The sequence below is a fragment of the Xanthomonas cassavae CFBP 4642 genome, from assembly GCF_000454545.1.
Taxonomy (GTDB): Bacteria; Pseudomonadota; Gammaproteobacteria; order Xanthomonadales; family Xanthomonadaceae; genus Xanthomonas; species Xanthomonas cassavae.
This window is the reverse complement of the sequence record NZ_CM002139.1, coordinates 1,069,597-1,085,548: the sequence shown is the minus strand read 5'-3', so window position 1 is coordinate 1,085,548 and position 15,952 is coordinate 1,069,597. Positions and strand designations below refer to the sequence as shown.

13 protein-coding genes and 2 pseudogenes are annotated in these 15,952 nt (G+C 65.7%); 8 read left to right on the top strand and 7 right to left on the bottom strand.

From position 1 onward, the window contains the following. Nucleotides 1-7 precede the first annotated feature (7 nt). The 8 genes from XCSCFBP4642_RS0104725 (at nt 8) to XCSCFBP4642_RS0104690 (ending at nt 7,806) form a co-directional block, all read left to right on the top strand. Nucleotides 8-466: a PTS sugar transporter subunit IIA gene (locus tag XCSCFBP4642_RS0104725; RefSeq protein ID WP_029218774.1), complete on the top strand. Its 459-nt coding sequence runs from the start codon at nt 8-10 to the stop codon at nt 464-466. Continuing rightward, nucleotides 463-1,413, top strand: a complete 951-nt coding sequence (gene hprK, locus XCSCFBP4642_RS0104720) for an HPr(Ser) kinase/phosphatase (RefSeq protein ID WP_029218773.1) — start codon at nt 463-465, stop codon at nt 1,411-1,413. The genes XCSCFBP4642_RS0104725 and hprK overlap by 4 nt, the downstream gene beginning before the upstream one ends. Continuing rightward, on the top strand, nt 1,410-2,282 hold the full coding sequence (gene rapZ, locus XCSCFBP4642_RS0104715; RefSeq protein WP_029218772.1) for an RNase adapter RapZ: 873 nt from the start codon (nt 1,410-1,412) through the stop codon (nt 2,280-2,282). The genes hprK and rapZ overlap by 4 nt, the downstream gene beginning before the upstream one ends. A 511-nt stretch (nt 2,283-2,793) precedes the next feature. Continuing rightward, nucleotides 2,794-3,186 (top strand): PTS sugar transporter subunit IIA, encoded by a 393-nt coding sequence (locus XCSCFBP4642_RS0104710; protein ID WP_029218771.1) that lies wholly within the window; start codon nt 2,794-2,796, stop codon nt 3,184-3,186. Next, nucleotides 3,179-3,448, top strand: a complete 270-nt coding sequence (locus XCSCFBP4642_RS0104705; protein WP_029218770.1) for an HPr family phosphocarrier protein — start codon at nt 3,179-3,181, stop codon at nt 3,446-3,448. Before XCSCFBP4642_RS0104710 ends, XCSCFBP4642_RS0104705 begins: the two co-directional genes overlap by 8 nt. A gap of 58 nt (nt 3,449-3,506) precedes the next feature. Beyond that, a complete protein-coding gene (gene ptsP, locus XCSCFBP4642_RS0104700; protein WP_029218769.1) occupies nt 3,507-5,246 on the top strand; it encodes a phosphoenolpyruvate--protein phosphotransferase in 1,740 nt (579 codons plus the stop codon). Between the two features lie 259 nt (nt 5,247-5,505). Further along, on the top strand, nt 5,506-6,867 hold the full coding sequence (gene mgtE / locus XCSCFBP4642_RS0104695) for a magnesium transporter (protein ID WP_029218768.1): 1,362 nt from the start codon (nt 5,506-5,508) through the stop codon (nt 6,865-6,867). A 201-nt stretch (nt 6,868-7,068) separates the two neighbouring features. Further along, on the top strand, nt 7,069-7,806 hold the full coding sequence (locus XCSCFBP4642_RS0104690) for a carboxylesterase family protein (RefSeq protein ID WP_084624408.1): 738 nt from the start codon (nt 7,069-7,071) through the stop codon (nt 7,804-7,806). Between the two features lie 10 nt (nt 7,807-7,816). Here XCSCFBP4642_RS0104690 and cydB read toward each other — a convergent pair whose 3' ends face one another. The 7 genes and pseudogenes from cydB to XCSCFBP4642_RS0104655 form a co-directional block, all read right to left on the bottom strand. Then, a complete protein-coding gene (cydB, locus tag XCSCFBP4642_RS0104685) occupies nt 7,817-8,833 on the bottom strand; it encodes a cytochrome d ubiquinol oxidase subunit II (RefSeq protein ID WP_029218766.1) in 1,017 nt (338 codons plus the stop codon). Next, nucleotides 8,833-10,230 carry a cytochrome ubiquinol oxidase subunit I gene (locus XCSCFBP4642_RS0104680; RefSeq protein ID WP_029218765.1) on the bottom strand — a complete coding sequence of 466 codons (1,398 nt, stop codon included), beginning with the start codon at nt 10,228-10,230 and terminating at the stop codon, nt 8,833-8,835. Before XCSCFBP4642_RS0104680 ends, cydB begins: the two co-directional genes overlap by 1 nt. 422 nt (nt 10,231-10,652) lie before the next feature. Continuing rightward, nucleotides 10,653-12,041 (bottom strand): amino acid permease, encoded by a 1,389-nt coding sequence (locus XCSCFBP4642_RS0104675; RefSeq protein WP_029218764.1) that lies wholly within the window; start codon nt 12,039-12,041, stop codon nt 10,653-10,655. An 813-nt stretch (nt 12,042-12,854) separates the two neighbouring features. Then, a pseudogene (locus XCSCFBP4642_RS24125) lies at nt 12,855-13,953 on the bottom strand (pectate lyase family protein). Between the two features lie 115 nt (nt 13,954-14,068). Further along, entirely contained in the window at nt 14,069-14,416 is a 348-nt protein-coding gene (locus XCSCFBP4642_RS24120; RefSeq protein WP_029218763.1) for a hypothetical protein, read from the bottom strand. Nucleotides 14,417-14,460: 44 nt separating this feature from the next. Further along, nucleotides 14,461-14,934, bottom strand: a pseudogene (locus tag XCSCFBP4642_RS28255) (hypothetical protein); the annotation flags it as partial. Between the two features lie 49 nt (nt 14,935-14,983). Further along, complete coding sequence (locus XCSCFBP4642_RS0104655; protein ID WP_029218761.1) at nt 14,984-15,925, bottom strand: proline iminopeptidase-family hydrolase; 942 nt, start codon at nt 15,923-15,925, stop codon at nt 14,984-14,986. Nucleotides 15,926-15,952: the final 27 nt, after the last annotated feature.

Below are 15,952 nucleotides of genomic sequence, written 5' to 3'. Positions count from 1 at the left end.
TGCCCTCATGCCCTTAACCGATCTGATGGCGGCCGTGCGCACCATGCTGTCGCCGGCCGCCGATCGCGACACCGTCCTGCATACCGCCGCCGGCCTGCTGTCCTGCCGCCAGGCCGGCGCCGACGAGCTCTACACCAACCTGTGCGAGCGCGAGGCCCTGGGCAGCACCGCCATCGGCCACGGCATCGCCATCCCGCACGGACGCTGCCCCAACCTGACCGAACCCCGTGGCGCCCTGCTGCGGCTGGAGTGCCCGGTGGCCTTCGGCGGCGAGGAGCCGGTGGATCTGGTATTCGCCATCGCGGTACCGGCACACTACACCCACCAGCACCTGATGCTGTTGTCGGAACTGGCCGAGCGCTTCTCCGATGCCCAGTTCCGCCAGCAACTGCGCGCCGCGCCCGACGCCGACGCGCTGATGGCCCTGCTCACCGACGCCCCTCCGCCACAGGCCAGCGCGGCATGAATACCGCCATTACCGCACGCGAACTGTTCGACCAGCAGCGCGACAAGCTGGCGCTGCGCTGGGTCGCCGGACAGAAGGGCGAGCACCGCGAGATCCAGGCCGGCAGCAACAATGCGCGGCGCCCGTCGCTGGCCGGCTATCTCAATGTAATCTACCCCAACAAGGTGCAGATCCTGGGCACCGAAGAGTTGGCCTGGCTGGATTCGCTGGATGCCCGCCAGCGGTGGGAAACCATCGAAAAGATCATCCAGGTGCAGCCGCTGGCGCTGGCGATCAGCAAGAACCAGTCCTGCCCGGAAGACCTGCGCGCCGCCGCCGACGAATCCAACACCCCGTTGTGGATCTCGCCCAAGCGCGGCCACGAGCTGCTCAACCACCTCTCCTACCACCTGGCGCGCACGCTGGCGCCGCGGGTCACGCTGCATGGCGTGTTCATGGAGATCTATTCGATCGGCGTGCTGATCACCGGCGAAGCCGGCTCGGGCAAGAGCGAGCTGGCGCTGGAGCTGCTCAGCCGCGGTCACCGGCTGGTGGCCGACGACGCGCCCGAGTTCACCCAGATCGCCCCCGACGTGCTCGACGGCACCTGCCCCGAGCTGCTGCAGGACCTGCTGGAAGTGCGCGGCCTGGGCGTGCTGAACGTACGCGGCATGTTCGGCGACACCGCGGTGAAGAAGAACAAGTACCTGCGCCTGATCGTGCACCTGACCCGGCCGATGACCGAGCCCACGCCCTCCGGCTACGAGCGCCTGACCGGCGATTCCGGCAGCCGCCACGTGCTGGACCTGGACGTGCCGCTGATCACCCTGCCGGTGATGCCCGGCCGCAACCTGGCCGTGCTGACCGAGGCGGCCACGCGGCTGCATATCCTGCGCACCAAGGGCATCGACCCGGCGGCGATGTTCATCGCCCGCCACAGCAACCTGCTGGAGCGACGCACGCCATGAGTATCGCGCCCTCCACGTTGATGATCGTGAGCGGGCTGTCCGGCTCGGGAAAATCGGTCGCGCTGAAGACCTTCGAAGACCTGGACTACTACTGCTCGGACAATCTGCCGGTGGAGCTGCTGCCGGACTTCGTCAAAAGCCGCCTGCGCGGCAATCCGGTCGGCGACCAGCGCCTGGCAGTGGGCATCGACGTGCGCAGCCGCAGCGACCTGACCCAGCTGGCGCAATGGCGCCAGGCCGCGCAGGAATACGGCATCGAGGCGCGCCTGCTGTTCTTCGAAGCCAGCGATGAGGCGCTGATCAAGCGCTACGCCGACACCCGTCGCCGTCATCCGCTGAGCCATCTGGGCCTGCCACTGCCGGAGGCGATCACCCGCGAGCGTCAGTTGACCGAGCCGCTGCGCATGCAGGCCGATGCCATCATCGACACCAGCACGCTCAACGTGCACCAGTTGCGCCGCCGCGTGGTCACCGAATTCGCGCTCGGCTCCAACGACCGCCTGTCGCTGCTGTTCGAATCGTTCGCCTACAAGCGCGGCGTGCCGGCCGAGGCCGACTTCGTGTTCGATGCGCGCGTGCTGCCCAACCCGCATTGGGATCCGGAGCTGCGCCCGCTCACCGGCCGCGATGCCGGCGTGCGCGAGTACCTGGACAACGAAGCCGACGTGCAGCGCTACAGCGCGCAGATCGTGGACCTGCTCGACACCTGGCTGCCACGGCTGCGCAACGACACCCGCAGCTACGTGACCATCGCCTTCGGCTGCACCGGCGGCAAGCACCGCTCGGTGTATCTGGCCGAACGCATGGCCCGGCATGCGCGTGAGCAGGGCTGGCCGGAGGTGGCGACGTTTCATCGTGAGCAGGATTGAGGGCGGGGAATCGGGAATCGGGATTCGGGATTCGGGAATCGTCAAAGCGGTGTCATGCGGCTTGGAATGTGCGAACGGCCGATGACAGCTGTGCTTTGAAGCTTGGCCTTGCGAGTTGGCCTCGGCATCGGGTCACTGCCCCGCGCTTGCTGTCGAGGCTTTGATCTTGGTGGCTCATTTGGAGCTGCAGGCCGCCTTTGTCACTGCTGCTTCCTTAGTTTTGCTGCCGGCGCAGATTGGTCGGCCTGGCGCAGGCATCGGGTCTGCGGGAAAAAACTTGATCGGTGCATTTCGTCTGCGCGTTGTGATCGCGCGCTGCAGCGTTCGCTTGTGATGCGGTTCGCATCGGTAGACTGCGGGCGTCGCGATCATCGCCATGCCGGCAGCGGCGTGCTTGCTGCATGCGCTGCACGCGACATGTTGCAGCGGTCCTAAACGGCTATTCATTTCGCAACACATCGGTGCCGGCAAACGCTATCGCGCAGTCATGCCGACCTGTTAACGTTTCGGCATGGCCTGTGGCATTCTCCTCATTACTCATCCCGGCATCGGCGCAGCGTTGTTGAACGTGGCGACGGGGCTGTTGCGGCATTTGCCGCTGAAGACCGAAGCGTTCGACGTACCGTTCGATGCAGACCTGGACGCCTTGTTGCCCCATGCCTCGTCGGCGATGCGACGGGTCGACAGCGGCGACGGCGTGCTGGTCATGACCGACCTGTATGGCGCCAGCCCCAGCAATCTCGCCAGCCGGTTGGCAAAGCTCGGCACGCCGGTTCGCCGGGTGTCCGCACTGAGCCTGCCGATGCTGCTGCGGGTGATGAATTACCCCGAACAAGGTTTGCAGGAGCTGCCCGCCACTGCGGCGGCAGGCACCCGCAACGGAGCGATCATCGACGATGCTTGAACGCGAACTCATTGTGTCCAACCGACTCGGACTGCATGCGCGGGCGACCGCCAAGCTGGTGCAGACGCTGTCGTCCTTCCGAAGCAATGCCACCCTGGCGGCCAAGGGCCGCGAAGTAAACGCCAAGAGCATCATGGGCGTGATGCTGCTGGCCGCCGGCCAGGGCACCAGCGTGGTGGTGCGGCTGGATGGCGAAGACGAGGCCGAGGCCTTGCAGGCCCTGGTGGAGTTGTTCGAGCGTCGTTTCGACGAGGACAGCTGAGCATGCGTGCCGTCGGTGCCGTAGCGACCGACACGGCGCGGCTGCGCCAGGGGCACGCATGAGTCTGCGCCTGCGAGGACACGGCGCCGCACGCGGCAATGCACTCGGGCGCGCGCGCGTGCGCCAGAGCCACACGCTGGAAGTGGCCGAGCAACGCGTGCCGGCCAGCCAGGTGGAGGCGCAGTTGCAGCGCCTGCACATCGCCATCGATGCGGCACGCGGCGAAATGCAGCACTTGCGCGACCGCCTGCATGGCGCGCTTGCGCGCGAGGTCGGTGAATTTCTAGAACTGCATGCGCTGCTGCTCGACGACCCGGAGCTGCTGCAAGGCCTGGACGAGTTGATCCGCACCCACCGCTACAGCGCCGACTACGCCTTGCGCGTGCAGCGCGACCGGTTGGCGGCGGTGTTCGACGGCATGGAGGACGCCTACCTCAAGAGCCGCATGGACGACCTGGATCACGTCATCGGTCGCATCCATGCGTTCCTGCACAAGCGTGCTCCGGACCTCAAGGGCGTGGCCGGCGAGATCCTGGTCTGCGACAACGTCGCGCCCTCCGAACTGGCGCAGCTGCAGGCGCAAGGCGTGGTCGGCATCGTCACCACCGCCGGCAGTGCGCTGTCGCATAGCGCGATCCTGGCGCGCAGCCTGCACCTGCCGCTGGTGGTGGGAGTCAGCGATGCGGTCCAGCGGATCGACGATGGCGACGTGTTGATCGTCGATGCCGGCTCCGGCCAGGTGATCGTCGACCCCAAGCCCGAGCATCTGCGCGACTACCGCGAGCGCCTGCGCGCGCTGGCCAAGGAGCAGCGCGAACTGGGACGGCTGCGCTCCAAACCCACGCGCACACGCGACAACGTCGATATCACGCTGCTGGCCAACGCCGAATCACTGGAGGACGTGGCCAGGGCGCACGCACTCGGCGCCAGCGGCCTTGGCCTGTATCGCACCGAATTCCTGTTCCTGCAGCGCAGCGAGTTGCCGGACGAAGAAGAACAGTTCCACACCTATCGCGACACCGTGCTGGGCATGAGCGGGCGACCGGTCACCATCCGCACCCTGGATCTGGGCGCCGACAAGGCCGACCGCACCGGCCTGACCTTGAGCGACGAGGACAACCCGGCGCTGGGCTTGCGCGGTGTGCGCCTGTCGCTGGCCCGCCCTGCGGTGGCGCAGGCGCAGTTGCGCGCCATCCTGCGCGCCTCCGGCTACGGGCCGGTGCGCATCCTGGTACCGATGGTCAGCGGCCGCGAAGAAATCCAGTTGCTGCGCAAGCAGCTGAAGAAGCTGAGCGCGCAGTTGCGCGCCGAAGGCCACGAGATCGCCGAGCACATTCCACTGGGTGCGATGATCGAAGTGCCCGCCGCAGCGCTGGCGCTGGACTGCTTCATCGACGATATCGATTTCCTGTCGATCGGTACCAACGATCTGGTGCAGTACCTGCTGGCAGTAGACCGCAACAACGAGGCACTGGGCGAGTTGTATTCGCCGTTGCATCCGGCAGTGCTGCGGCTGATCGCGCAGGTGATCGCCACCGGACGCAGGGACGGCAAGCCGGTGGCGGTGTGCGGCGAAATCGCCGGCGACCCGCGCTTAGTGCCGATGCTGCTGGCGCTGGGGCTCACCGAATTCAGCCTGCACCCGGCCACCCTGCTGGAAGTACGCCGCGCCATTCGCGACATCCATCTGGGCGAGCTGCGCGTGCACGGCGAAAAATTGCTGCGCGCACGCGATCGCAAGGGTATCGAAAAATGGCTGGCGGCCATCGCACAAGGCGGCAGCAGCAAAAGCAGCTAGAACAGCGCTGCTGCACTTCCTTCTCCCGCTTGCGGGGGAAGGTGCCCGCAGGGCGGATGGGGGCGCCGCGCCGATCATCGACCTCACAATCAATCAGCCGGTCCATGCTGACAGACCAGCTCAGGTTCGTAGTGGCTGCACGCAGCTTTTGCCAAGCGTGCCGGCACTGTATGTTTCGTCACCGCGCGCAAGTGATAATGCCGTGCTGACCCAGCACCGCGTCCACTGACGGCGCGTCCACTCTTCCGGGAAGCCGCGCATGGCCGAAGCCGTCCGCCACGACAAGACCGCGCGCCAGCTGCGATTGCTGTCCGACGCGCTGGATAGCGGACGCCTGGGGCCGGTGCGCCGGTTGGTCAATACGCTGGCGCCGGCGGAGATCGGCAACCTGCTCGAGTCGCTGCCACCGGGCAAACGTGAAGTGGTGTGGGGGCTTGTCGACCCGGAAGACGATGGCGAAGTGCTGCTGCACGTCGGTGATGAAGTCCGCGAAAGCCTGCTGGCCGACATGGACCCGGACGAAATCGTCGCCGCGGTCGAAGACCTGGACATCGACGACCTGGCCAACCTGGTCGAAGACCTGCCCGATACCGTCATCGACGAAGTGCTCAAGTCGATGGATCGCGAGAACCGCGAACGGCTGGAGCAGGTGCTGTCGTATCCGGAAGACACCGCCGGGCGCCTGATGAATCCGGACGTGGTGACAGTGCGCGCCGACGTCAACGTCGATGTGGTACTGCGCTACCTGCGCTTGCGCGGCGAGCTGCCCGATCATACCGACCATCTGTATGTGGTGAGCCGTCGCCACCAGTATCTGGGCCGCGTGCCATTGGCAGCGCTGGTCACCCACGAGGACAGCACCCCGGTCAACCGGCTGATCGACGACGAGCAGCCGGCCATCGACGTGGGCGACGGCTCGGACGAGGTGGCACGCCGCTTCTCCGACCACGACTGGATCTCCGCGCCGGTGGTGGACGACAACAACATCCTGCTCGGCCGCATCACCATCGACGACGTGGTCGACATCATCCGAGAGCAGGCCGAGCACCAGGCGTTGAGCGCGGCCGGCCTGGACGAGGACGAGGACATGTTCAGCCCGGCCAGGCGCGCATTCCGGCGCCGCCTGATCTGGCTGGGCATCAACCTGTGCACCGCCTTCCTGGCCTCCAGCGTGGTCAGCCAGTTCGAGGGCACCATCGAAAAACTGGTGGCGCTGGCAGCGCTGATGCCGATCGTGGCCGGCATGGGCGGCAACGCCGGTACCCAGGTGCTGGCGCTGATGGTGCGCGGTCTGGCGCTGGGGCAGATCGGCTCGTCCAACGTGATGACGCTGCTCAAGAAGGAACTCACCGTGGCGCTGATCAACGGGCTGTGCCTGGGCATCGGGCTTGGCCTGATCGTCCTGGTCTGGTTCCGCCAGCCGATGCTGTCGCTGGTGATCGGCACCGCACTGACCGCCAACATGCTCACTGCCGCCTTCGGCGGCGTGCTGGTGCCGGTGACGCTCAAGCGCCTGGGCTTCGATCCGGCATTGGCGGGCGGGGTGATCCTGACCACGTTGACCGACGTAATGGGCTTCCTGAGCTTCCTGGGCCTTGCGACCTTGATCCTGCTGCCCTGACCGCGTGCAGCGGCGCCCTCGCCTGCCGCATCGGCCGTCTTTGCGATTGCATGAATCGACGGCATCCACCGCCACCGCGTGACGTGCCAGCGCACGTGCATGCGGTAATACTGCAGTCCTGTACTCGATGGAGAGTCGTGCGTGATCTTACGTTGCGTCGTACTTGGACTGCTTGCGTTGGTGCTTGCCGGCTGCTCCAGCATGGGTGAGCGTCGACATGATGGCCGGAGCGGCCATTTCGTCAGCCGCACCCTGCAGATGGAAGGCCGGCTGTATCGCTATCAGGTGTTTGTCCCGGCTGCCAAGGCGGCGCGGCCATTGCCGATCGTGTTGTTCCTGCATGGTTCGGGCGAGCGCGGCGACAACGGACGCGACCAGGCCGAGGTCGGAGTAGGCCCCTACCTGAGCGAACACACCACCCAGTTTCCAGCGCTGGTGGTGTTGCCGCAGGTGCCCGACAACGAAGAATGGCTGGGCATCAACGCGCGCATGGCCATCGCCGCGCTGGATGCCGCCAGCGCCGAATTCGCTGCCGACCCGCAGCGCACGTATCTGACCGGCATCTCGATGGGTGGATACGGCGCATGGGAAATCGGCCTGCTGCAGCCACGGCGCTTTGCCGCGATCGTGCCCATCTGCGGTGCACTCAAGGCTCCGCGCGATGAGCGCCGCACACTGTATGTGAGCCTGGTGGCCAAGGAAGCAGACCCATATACGGCAGCGGTCACCCAGCTTCGGCACGTGCCGATCTGGACCTTCCACGGCGCCAAGGACACCTCCGTGCCACCGCATGACGACCGCGCGCTGTACCGCGCTGCAAAAGGCGTGGGTGCCAACCTGCGCTACAGCGAATATCCCGAAGGCAACCACAACGTCTGGGACGCGACCTACGCGGACCCGGCGATGTGGGAGTGGATGTTCAAGCAGCGCCTGCGCTGAGCGTCAACACTCAATGGTGATAGCCGGTCTCCGCAGTGATCTTGCCGCGGAACACCCGGTACGACCACACCGTGTAGCCCAGGATCAGCGGCAGCAACATGACCAGCCCCACCATCGCGAACAGCTGCGAGGACGGCGGCGCGGCCGCCTGCCAGATGGTGTAGACCGGCGGCACCAGATACGGCCACATGCCCAGCACCAGGCCAAGGAAGCCGAGCACGAACAAGCCCATCGCCAGCAGGAACGGCGCCGTGTCCGATCGCCCCGGCTCGGTCGTGCGCCACAACGCATAGCCCACCACGGCAACCAGCACCGGCACCGGCATCAGCCACAGGTAATGCGCATCGTTGAACCAGCGATCCATCACATGCGATTGCAGCGATGGCAGCCACGCGCTGACCAGGCCGATGAAGACCAGTACGCTGAGGGTCAATGGCCGACTCAACTGACGCGCGAGCGCGTGCACGTGGCCTTCGGTCTTGAGGATCAGCCAGGTGCTGCCGAGCAACGCATAGCCGAACACCAGGGCCGCACCGGTCAGCATCGCAAACGGGCTGAACCAGCCCCAGATGCCGCCGACGTAGCGGTCGTTCTCGATCGGCAGGCCCTGCACCAGCGCACCCAGGATCACGCCCTGCGCAAAGGTGGCCAGGATCGAACCGGCGGCGAAGGCATTGCTCCACAACCGCCGCGAGCGATGCGCCTTGAAGCGGAACTCGAACGCCACCCCGCGGAACACCAGCGCCATCACCATCAACAACACCGGCAGATACAGCGCCGACAGGATCACCGCATAGGCCTTGGGAAAGGCGGCCAGCAGCCCTGCCCCACCCAGCACCAGCCAGGTTTCGTTGCCGTCCCAGATCGGCGCGGCGGTGTTCATCATCAGGTCCAGTTGCGCCTCGTCGCGACGGAACGGCGCCAGGATGCCGATGCCGAGCACGAAGCCGTCCAGCACCACGTACATCAGCACGCCGAAGCCGATCACCGCAAACCACGCCACCGGCAGGAGGGTCGTCATGTCCATCAGGCAGCTCCATCGATCGGTTCGTCCGCGGCCGAGAGCGGCCGTGCGGGCGTGTGTTCGCCATGGTCCAGCTGCGGCGCATCGTGCGGGGTCGGCCCTATCTTGCCAATCTTGACCAGGTACCAGATGCCCCAGCCGAACACGAACGCGTAACCGGCCACATACACCGACAACGAGATGGCGGTCATCAACGCCGATTGCGGGCCCACTGCGTCGGCGGTGCGCAGCAGCCCGTAGACCACATACGGCTGCCGGCCCATTTCTGTAACGAACCAGCCGGAAATCAGCGCAATGAAGCCGCTTGGCAGCATCCAGCGCCAGGTCGCCAGCAACCAGCGCCACTGCACCAGCGTGCCGCGCCACAACGCGAACGCCGACACCCAGGCCACCAGCAGCATCAGCGAGCCGATCCCGACCATGATGCGGAAGGCGAAGAATACCGGCGTCACAGGCGGGCGGTCGTGCGCCGGCACCGAGGTCAGCGGCGCGATGTTGCCATCCAGGCTGTGGGTCAGGATCAGGCTACCCAAACGCGGAATCGCCAGCTCGAAATCGTTGCGCTCGGCCTGCGCATTCGGCAATGCGAAGACCACCAGCGGAAATCCCTTGCCGGGTTCTTCGCGGTGCCAGTGCGCCTCCATTGCCGCGATCTTCATCGGCTGATGCTTGCGCGTATTCAAGCCATGCATGTCGCCGACGAGGATCTGCAGCGGCATGGTGATGGCCGCGAACACCACCGCCAGCTTGAGCATGCGCAGGCCCGCCTCGCGGTGCACGCCACGGTGCAGATACCAGGCACCCACCGCGCCGACCACAAAACAGGTGGTGATGAACGAGCCCAGCGCCATATGCGCAAGCCGATACGGAAACGAGGGGTTGAAGATGATCTTCAACCAATCGACCGGATGCACGATCCCATTGATGACCTCGTATCCGGCGGGCGTCTGTAGCCAGCTGTTGGACGAGAGAATCCAGAATGTGGAAAACAGCGTGCCCAGTGCCACCATGCAGGTGGCGAAGAAATGCAGGCGTTCGGAAATGCGGCCCCACCCAAACATCATCACGCCCAGGAAGCTCGCTTCCAGGAAGAACGCGGTGAGGACCTCGTAGCTCAGCAGCGGGCCGATCACACTGCCGGCGATGCGGCTCAGTTCCGGCCAGTTGGCGCCGAACTGGAAGGCCATCACGATGCCGCTGACCACGCCCATGCCGAAGGACACGGCAAAGATCTTCTGCCAGAAGAAATACAGCTCGCGCCAGACCGGCAGGCGGGTGCGCAACCAGCGCCATTCCAGAAACGCCAGCAGGCTGGAGAGGCCGATGGTGAACGCAGGAAACAGCACGTGGAACGCAATGACGAATCCGAACTGGATCCGCGACAGCAGCACGGCGTCCATGGAGCAACCTCCAGGCAAATGGGAAGACCACCAACGCGTCAGTGCAGAGCGATTGCCGCAATGCCTGCGGTCATCGAGATCGCGACCGACTGCGCTACGCCTTCATGATAGGGACGCTAGAGAACGTTCCCGATGCGACACGGCGTCGCATCTGCGTCAAACCGTCGCGCCCTTGCGGCCAAGCATGCGATGCAATCGCAGACAGCAGGGCGATGAGCACGATCGCGCAAGCACCTGTGTACTGGCTGCGGCCAGCGTCACGCTGTCGCAGTCGCCCGATGTACGGCGCTGCGCACGCCCGCGCCTCGCCGACATGCGCGGGCGTCTGGGAGTGCTCATCACCACGCGGTTCACGCAGGCCTGGCCTTCTGCGCCATCGGGCAGGCGGCCCAGCACTGCGGTGCGACATCCGGTTGCGCGGCCTAGTGCGTGCGGCGGATCCGCCGGGCGATTTCGCTGACCACCGCAATGGCAACAGTCAGACCCACCATCGACAGGAACTGCGTCCGCGTCTCTGCCGCGCTGGCCAGCAGCACGAAAATCACGCCCAGGATCGCCAACGCCAGCACGGTCAGAAATGGATAGCCGCGCATCCGAAACGGCAATGCGATGCCGGCGCGATCGGCGCGGGCGCGCAGGATCAGCTGCGACAGCAGCGAGATCGTCCACACCAGCAGGCAGGTGGCACCGACGATATTGAGCAGCACCGGCAACACCTTGTTGGGATACAGCAGCTCCAGTGCGGCAGCCGCAAAGCCGAACAACACGCTGGCGATCACCGCCATCAACGGCACCTGCTCGCGACTGGTCCTGGCGAGCACGCGCGGCGCCTCGCCGCGCTGGGCCAGCGAGAAGATCATGCGCGACGCGCCGTAGAGATTAGCGTTGAGTGCCGACAGCAGCGCCACCACCGCCACCAGGGTGATCGCAGTGGCCGCACCGGGAATGCGCGCCACGTCCAGCACCGCGGCAAATGGCGAGCTGAGCGCCTTGCTGGTCCACGGCACCACCGCCACGATCACGCTGATCGAACCGATGTAGAACACCAGGATGCGCCAGGCCACGGTACGGATGGTACGGGCCAGGCTGCGCCCGGGGTCCGCGGTTTCTGCCGCCGCCACTGCCACGATCTCGGTGCCGCCAAAGGCGAACACCACCACCAGCAAGGCCGCGCCGACGCCGGCCAGGCCATTGGGCGCAAACCCGCCGTTCTGGGTGAAGTTGGACACTCCCGGCGAGGTCACGCCGGGCAGCAAGCCGGCCAGCAGCGCGAAACCGATCAGCAGGAACACCACGATCGCCACGACCTTGAGAATGGCGAACCAAAATTCGAATTCGCCGAACTTACGCACGCCCAACAGGTTGATCGCGGTGAAGGTCGCCATGAACAGCAGCGCCAGCAAGGGCACCGGCAACGCCGGCCAGACGGTGGCGAGCAGGCCGGCGGCGCCGACCGCCTCGGCTGCGATCACCACCACCACCTGGACCCACCACAGCCAGCCCACCGTCGCGCCGGCGGTCGGGCCCATCGCATCGGCCGCATACACCGAGAAGGCGCCGCTGGCCGGCTTGGCGGCCGCCATCTCGCCCAGCGCGTTCATCACGATGATCACCAGGGCACCGGCGATCAGGTAGGACACCAGCACCGCCGGCCCGGCTGCCTGGATGCCGACGCCCGACCCCAGGAACAGCCCGGCACCGATGGCGGTGCCCAGGCCCATCATCATCAACTGCCGCGGTTTGAGCGCATGGCGCAACGCGGGCGCGGCGGGCGAAGCGTTCTGGGCAACAGGATCGGTCGGAAGCGACATGGACGGCATCGGAGAGGTGGTAGCGCGACACGATACCGCGTCGCGGCTTCTGCCGCGCCTCTTGACGCAGCAGCCTAGTCCGGGCTGACGGTGTCGTCGCCGGGCGGCGCAGCGCCCTTGTGCGCGACCCGACTGGCCCCGGCCAAAGCGACGCGCGGCGGCACGCTCTGCTGCGGTGCACACCAAGCGGCGTGGTAGTGCCGGCAGCGCGGCCAAGGAACGTACTGCGTGCCAGGGACGCGCGGAATCTGCATCCTGCGCGTGGCCGCGATATCGCCCAACTGCGACTGGAGGTGGTGGCTCCCCGCACACTCGGGTAGCCGGCACATGGGTCAACTGAAACCGTCGCCATCTGCTGGGTCGGTTGCCATGCGCAATGCGCTTCGCACGACTGCATCCCAGCGTGGACGGATACCGGCGATCCCTTCGCGCCGTCATCGGCATCAGCGGTCAGTGCCTGCCTAGGCGCAGCGTTCGGCGACAGGCGATCAGCCTGCCTTGCGCTGCAAGGTGCGATAGACGCAGCCGTTCTGCGCATGCGGTGCCATTCCGCTATCGCAAGGTCGCGTGTCTCTCTTCCCACGCAGCCATGCAATGCGACTGCAACGCACTGCGACCTTTGCATCGCGACATCCCCTGAGCGGCGGCACCCTTACCACGCGTGGCCAGCTGCGATGGCTGCAGCCATCCCTGGCCTGCACTGTGTTCTGCGAAAGTCGGCGAGTACGCCAGGCGCAGGTCTTTGATGACATTGCCGCTCATGAAAATCCCCGGCAGTGCCGGGGATCTTTGGCTAGGCCGCTACGCCGGCGCTCACTCCGCCAGGTTCTTGCCCGCACCTGCGGTGGCGATCACCTTGGCCTTGACCTGCGCGGCCGGGGTGACGGTGTAGGTGTAGCCCAGTGGTTCGGGGAAGACCTTGGAGCTGATCCAGGTGGTGGCATTGGCGTACGGCTTGCTGCCGTCCGGTGTGCCCCAGGTGATGCCGCTGCCCACGTAGTTGTTGATCAGATCCCAATAGCCGATCTCGCTACTGTCACGCGAAGTCACCGGGTTCTTGATGTTCTCGAAGTAGTTGGATTCGATCTTGGCCACGCCGCCCATGCGCACATTGATGCCGGAGGTGGTGACGTTGTTGAAGTAGTTGTTATAGATGTGGCTCAGACCACGGCGCTGCAGCGGCACGCGCGATTCCACATTCTCGAAGCGGTTGTGGTGATACGTGGTGCGTGCCGCCGAATTCTTGGTGTCGCTGTCGCTGAAACCGTTGAGCGCGACCTTCTGATAGTTGTAGACGTAGTTGTAGACGTAGTTGTAGACGTAGTTGTAGACGTAGTTGTAGGACACGGTGACGTGGTGCACGCCCTTCTTCATGTCGATGCCGCCATCGAAGGAGGCATCGCCGGCGCCGGAGCACTTGGTGAGCGAAGCGAACACGGTGTTGTGGTCGACCCAGATCCTGGACGGCGAGCCGCTGGAGTTGCCCTCCAGCGAAATCGAGTCGGCATCTTCGCCGCCTTGCAGCAGGCCGATGGTCATGTTCTGGATGATGATGTTGTTGGCGTTGCCCACCACCCATAGACCGAAGTTGGCCGCCGAGCCATTCGCCCCCCCGGATGGTGACATCGCTCTTGTTCTTGATCTGCACGGTCTTGGCCGGCAGCTTCCACTGCGCGCAGACGTCCTTGATGGTGCCGAAGTCGAACTTGCCGGTGTAGTTGAGCACCAGTCCGCCGCTGCCGGAGTAACTGTCGATCGCCGCCTGCATCGCTTCGAAGGTGGCCACATTGACCGGTGTCTTGTTGCCGCCGCCGGTGGTGGCGGCACCGTAGCCGACCGGGCCGGCGATGGCGCCCGCAGCGCAGGCGGACAGTGCGAGCGCAACGGCGCCCTGAAGCATCTTGCTGGTCATGCAGCCTCTCCCAAAGAAGTCGATGAGCGCGCATGCCGCCTGCGCAGTGGCAGCGGCGACAGCGACGCGTTACGTGGGGGGCTGCATTCTTCGCGCGATTTAAAACATAAAACAATTATCTATCTCTGAAAGTTTGACGCACCACCGTGTTCTTCCCGCAGGACAGGCGAAAGAGACAGTGGGAGACACCCGGGACAGGACACAGCTGAGCTTCCTGCTGGGCTTTGGCGTCCGGATGTTCATGGCCTTGCTGTGCCAACGCCGCGCTATGGGCGCTATTGCCGACACGCTTCAAGGCTTGCTCGATGGCCAGATCGTTCTTGGAGTCCAGCGCGTACAGCAGATCATCCACGTCCGGATCGCCGGTGGTGCTCTTGCGCTTGGGCGGCGGTCGATCGTCCTGCTCGACATCGGCTTGCGCCAGCGTTGCAACGACACCCTGCTGCGAAGCGGTATCTGCCAAGGTGCTCGGTGGTCGTCTCATTGCCGAGGGACCATCGGGGTCGTATCCATCGCGCAATTCCCGCTCGGTAGTGGAGTACCGTTGCTGGTCCACTGCCCATCCATGTTGCGGTAGTAGCGCTGGCCGTTCGAGGCGGTCAACGCATCCGGGTCGGGCAGCGCCTGTTGCACGGCCGGCGACATCGGCAGGCCATCGGCGGCCCAGCCGCTGCGGTGGTAGGCCAGTTCATAGCGCGCGGCGATCGCGCCCTGGCTGTTGGCGATGTTACCGGCGATGGTAGCCTGCGCCTCCAGTTCTGCCGCGCGTGGCGGCAAAGCGGTCTCCCGCACATAGCTGCCGCGATCGTTGGCACGGGAGACCTCGGTTTTGACCAGGCGATGCTATTGCCCGTCTGCCGGGTCACGCTTCCAGTCGGCAGGGCTCAGGCTGGGGCGATTGGTGGCGTTGGCCGGCTGCCACTAGGGATCGAGCGGGTCGGGTGCGTCTTTCAGCGCCAGTGCTGCAGCGACATTGGTGGCCCAGGCGATGCATGCGCGGCAGATGCGATCCTTCCGTAGTATCCCGGGCTCAGACAGCGCGCGCGACCAGTGCCGGTATCTGCACACGTTCCCGGCCGGGCCAGGGCGTGTGGTCATCGAGGAAATCGCCGACCAGGCGCATGCAGGCGGCGCGTTCTTCCACGTGCGGCATGTGGCTGGAGTTGGCGAACACGTGCCAGCGCGCGTCCGGAATCAACCGCGCATAAGGCTCCACGGTCTCCGGCGTGGCTTCGTCGTACTTGCCGGACAGCACCAGCGTAGGCGCCATGATGCGATGCAGGCGCTCGATGATGCTCCAGTTGCGCAGGCTGCCGACCACATGGAATTCGGTGGGGCCATTCATGGCGTGATACACGGTGGGATCCGCCTCGATGGCGGCAAAGGTGCGCGCCACCTCGTCGGGCCATGGCAGCACCCTGCACACATGACGCGCGTAGAACGCCTGGCTTGCGGCCCGATACGCCGGGTGGTCCAGCGTGCCGGCGGCCTCGTGTTCGTCCAGTGCCGCCTGCACCTGCTCGGGCAGGCCGCCGCGCAGGCGCAGTGCGGCCGCACGCCACAGGCCCATGGAAGCCGGCGAATTGGCGATCACCAGCGCACGCAGCCCGCTGGGCCGACGCACCGCGTGCTCGGCCGCAAGCATCCCGCCCCAGGACTGTCCGAGCAGCGCGTACTGCGACAGCTCCAGATGGTCGATCAGGCGCTGCAGTTCATCCAGGAACAGACCCACCGTCCAGAACGCAGGGTCGGCATTGGGAAGGTGGGTGGAGCGGCCATTGCCGAGCTGGTCGTAATGAATCACGGCACGCCCGCTGGCGGCCAGGTCCTTGAAGCTGTCGACATAGTCGTGCGTGCATCCCGGACCACCGTGGGCAACCATCAGCGGACAGGCATCGCTGCGCAGGTCGCCGGTGATGCGGTACCAGGTGCGATAACCGCGAAATTCGACGTAACCCTCGGTGGACTGCATGACCTGCGCTGCCTGCGGCAATGATGA

What these genes read in the sequence shown, in the direction of transcription:
- XCSCFBP4642_RS0104680 (WP_029218765.1), bottom strand. Translation starts at nt 10,230, where the DNA reads ATGGACGCCGTGCTGCTGTCGCGGATCCAGTTCGGATTCGTCATTGCG.
- XCSCFBP4642_RS0104710 (WP_029218771.1), top strand. Translation starts at nt 2,794, where the DNA reads ATGGCCTGTGGCATTCTCCTCATTACTCATCCCGGCATCGGCGCAGCG.
- XCSCFBP4642_RS0104690 (WP_084624408.1), top strand. Translation starts at nt 7,069, where the DNA reads ATGGGTGAGCGTCGACATGATGGCCGGAGCGGCCATTTCGTCAGCCGC.
- hprK (WP_029218773.1), top strand. Translation starts at nt 463, where the DNA reads ATGAATACCGCCATTACCGCACGCGAACTGTTCGACCAGCAGCGCGAC.
- ptsP (WP_029218769.1), top strand. Translation starts at nt 3,507, where the DNA reads ATGAGTCTGCGCCTGCGAGGACACGGCGCCGCACGCGGCAATGCACTC.
- rapZ (WP_029218772.1), top strand. Translation starts at nt 1,410, where the DNA reads ATGAGTATCGCGCCCTCCACGTTGATGATCGTGAGCGGGCTGTCCGGC.
- XCSCFBP4642_RS0104705 (WP_029218770.1), top strand. Translation starts at nt 3,179, where the DNA reads ATGCTTGAACGCGAACTCATTGTGTCCAACCGACTCGGACTGCATGCG.
- XCSCFBP4642_RS0104725 (WP_029218774.1), top strand. Translation starts at nt 8, where the DNA reads ATGCCCTTAACCGATCTGATGGCGGCCGTGCGCACCATGCTGTCGCCG.
- XCSCFBP4642_RS0104655 (WP_029218761.1), bottom strand. Translation starts at nt 15,925, where the DNA reads ATGCAGTCCACCGAGGGTTACGTCGAATTTCGCGGTTATCGCACCTGG.
- XCSCFBP4642_RS0104675 (WP_029218764.1), bottom strand. Translation starts at nt 12,041, where the DNA reads ATGTCGCTTCCGACCGATCCTGTTGCCCAGAACGCTTCGCCCGCCGCG.
- mgtE (WP_029218768.1), top strand. Translation starts at nt 5,506, where the DNA reads ATGGCCGAAGCCGTCCGCCACGACAAGACCGCGCGCCAGCTGCGATTG.
- cydB (WP_029218766.1), bottom strand. Translation starts at nt 8,833, where the DNA reads ATGGACATGACGACCCTCCTGCCGGTGGCGTGGTTTGCGGTGATCGGC.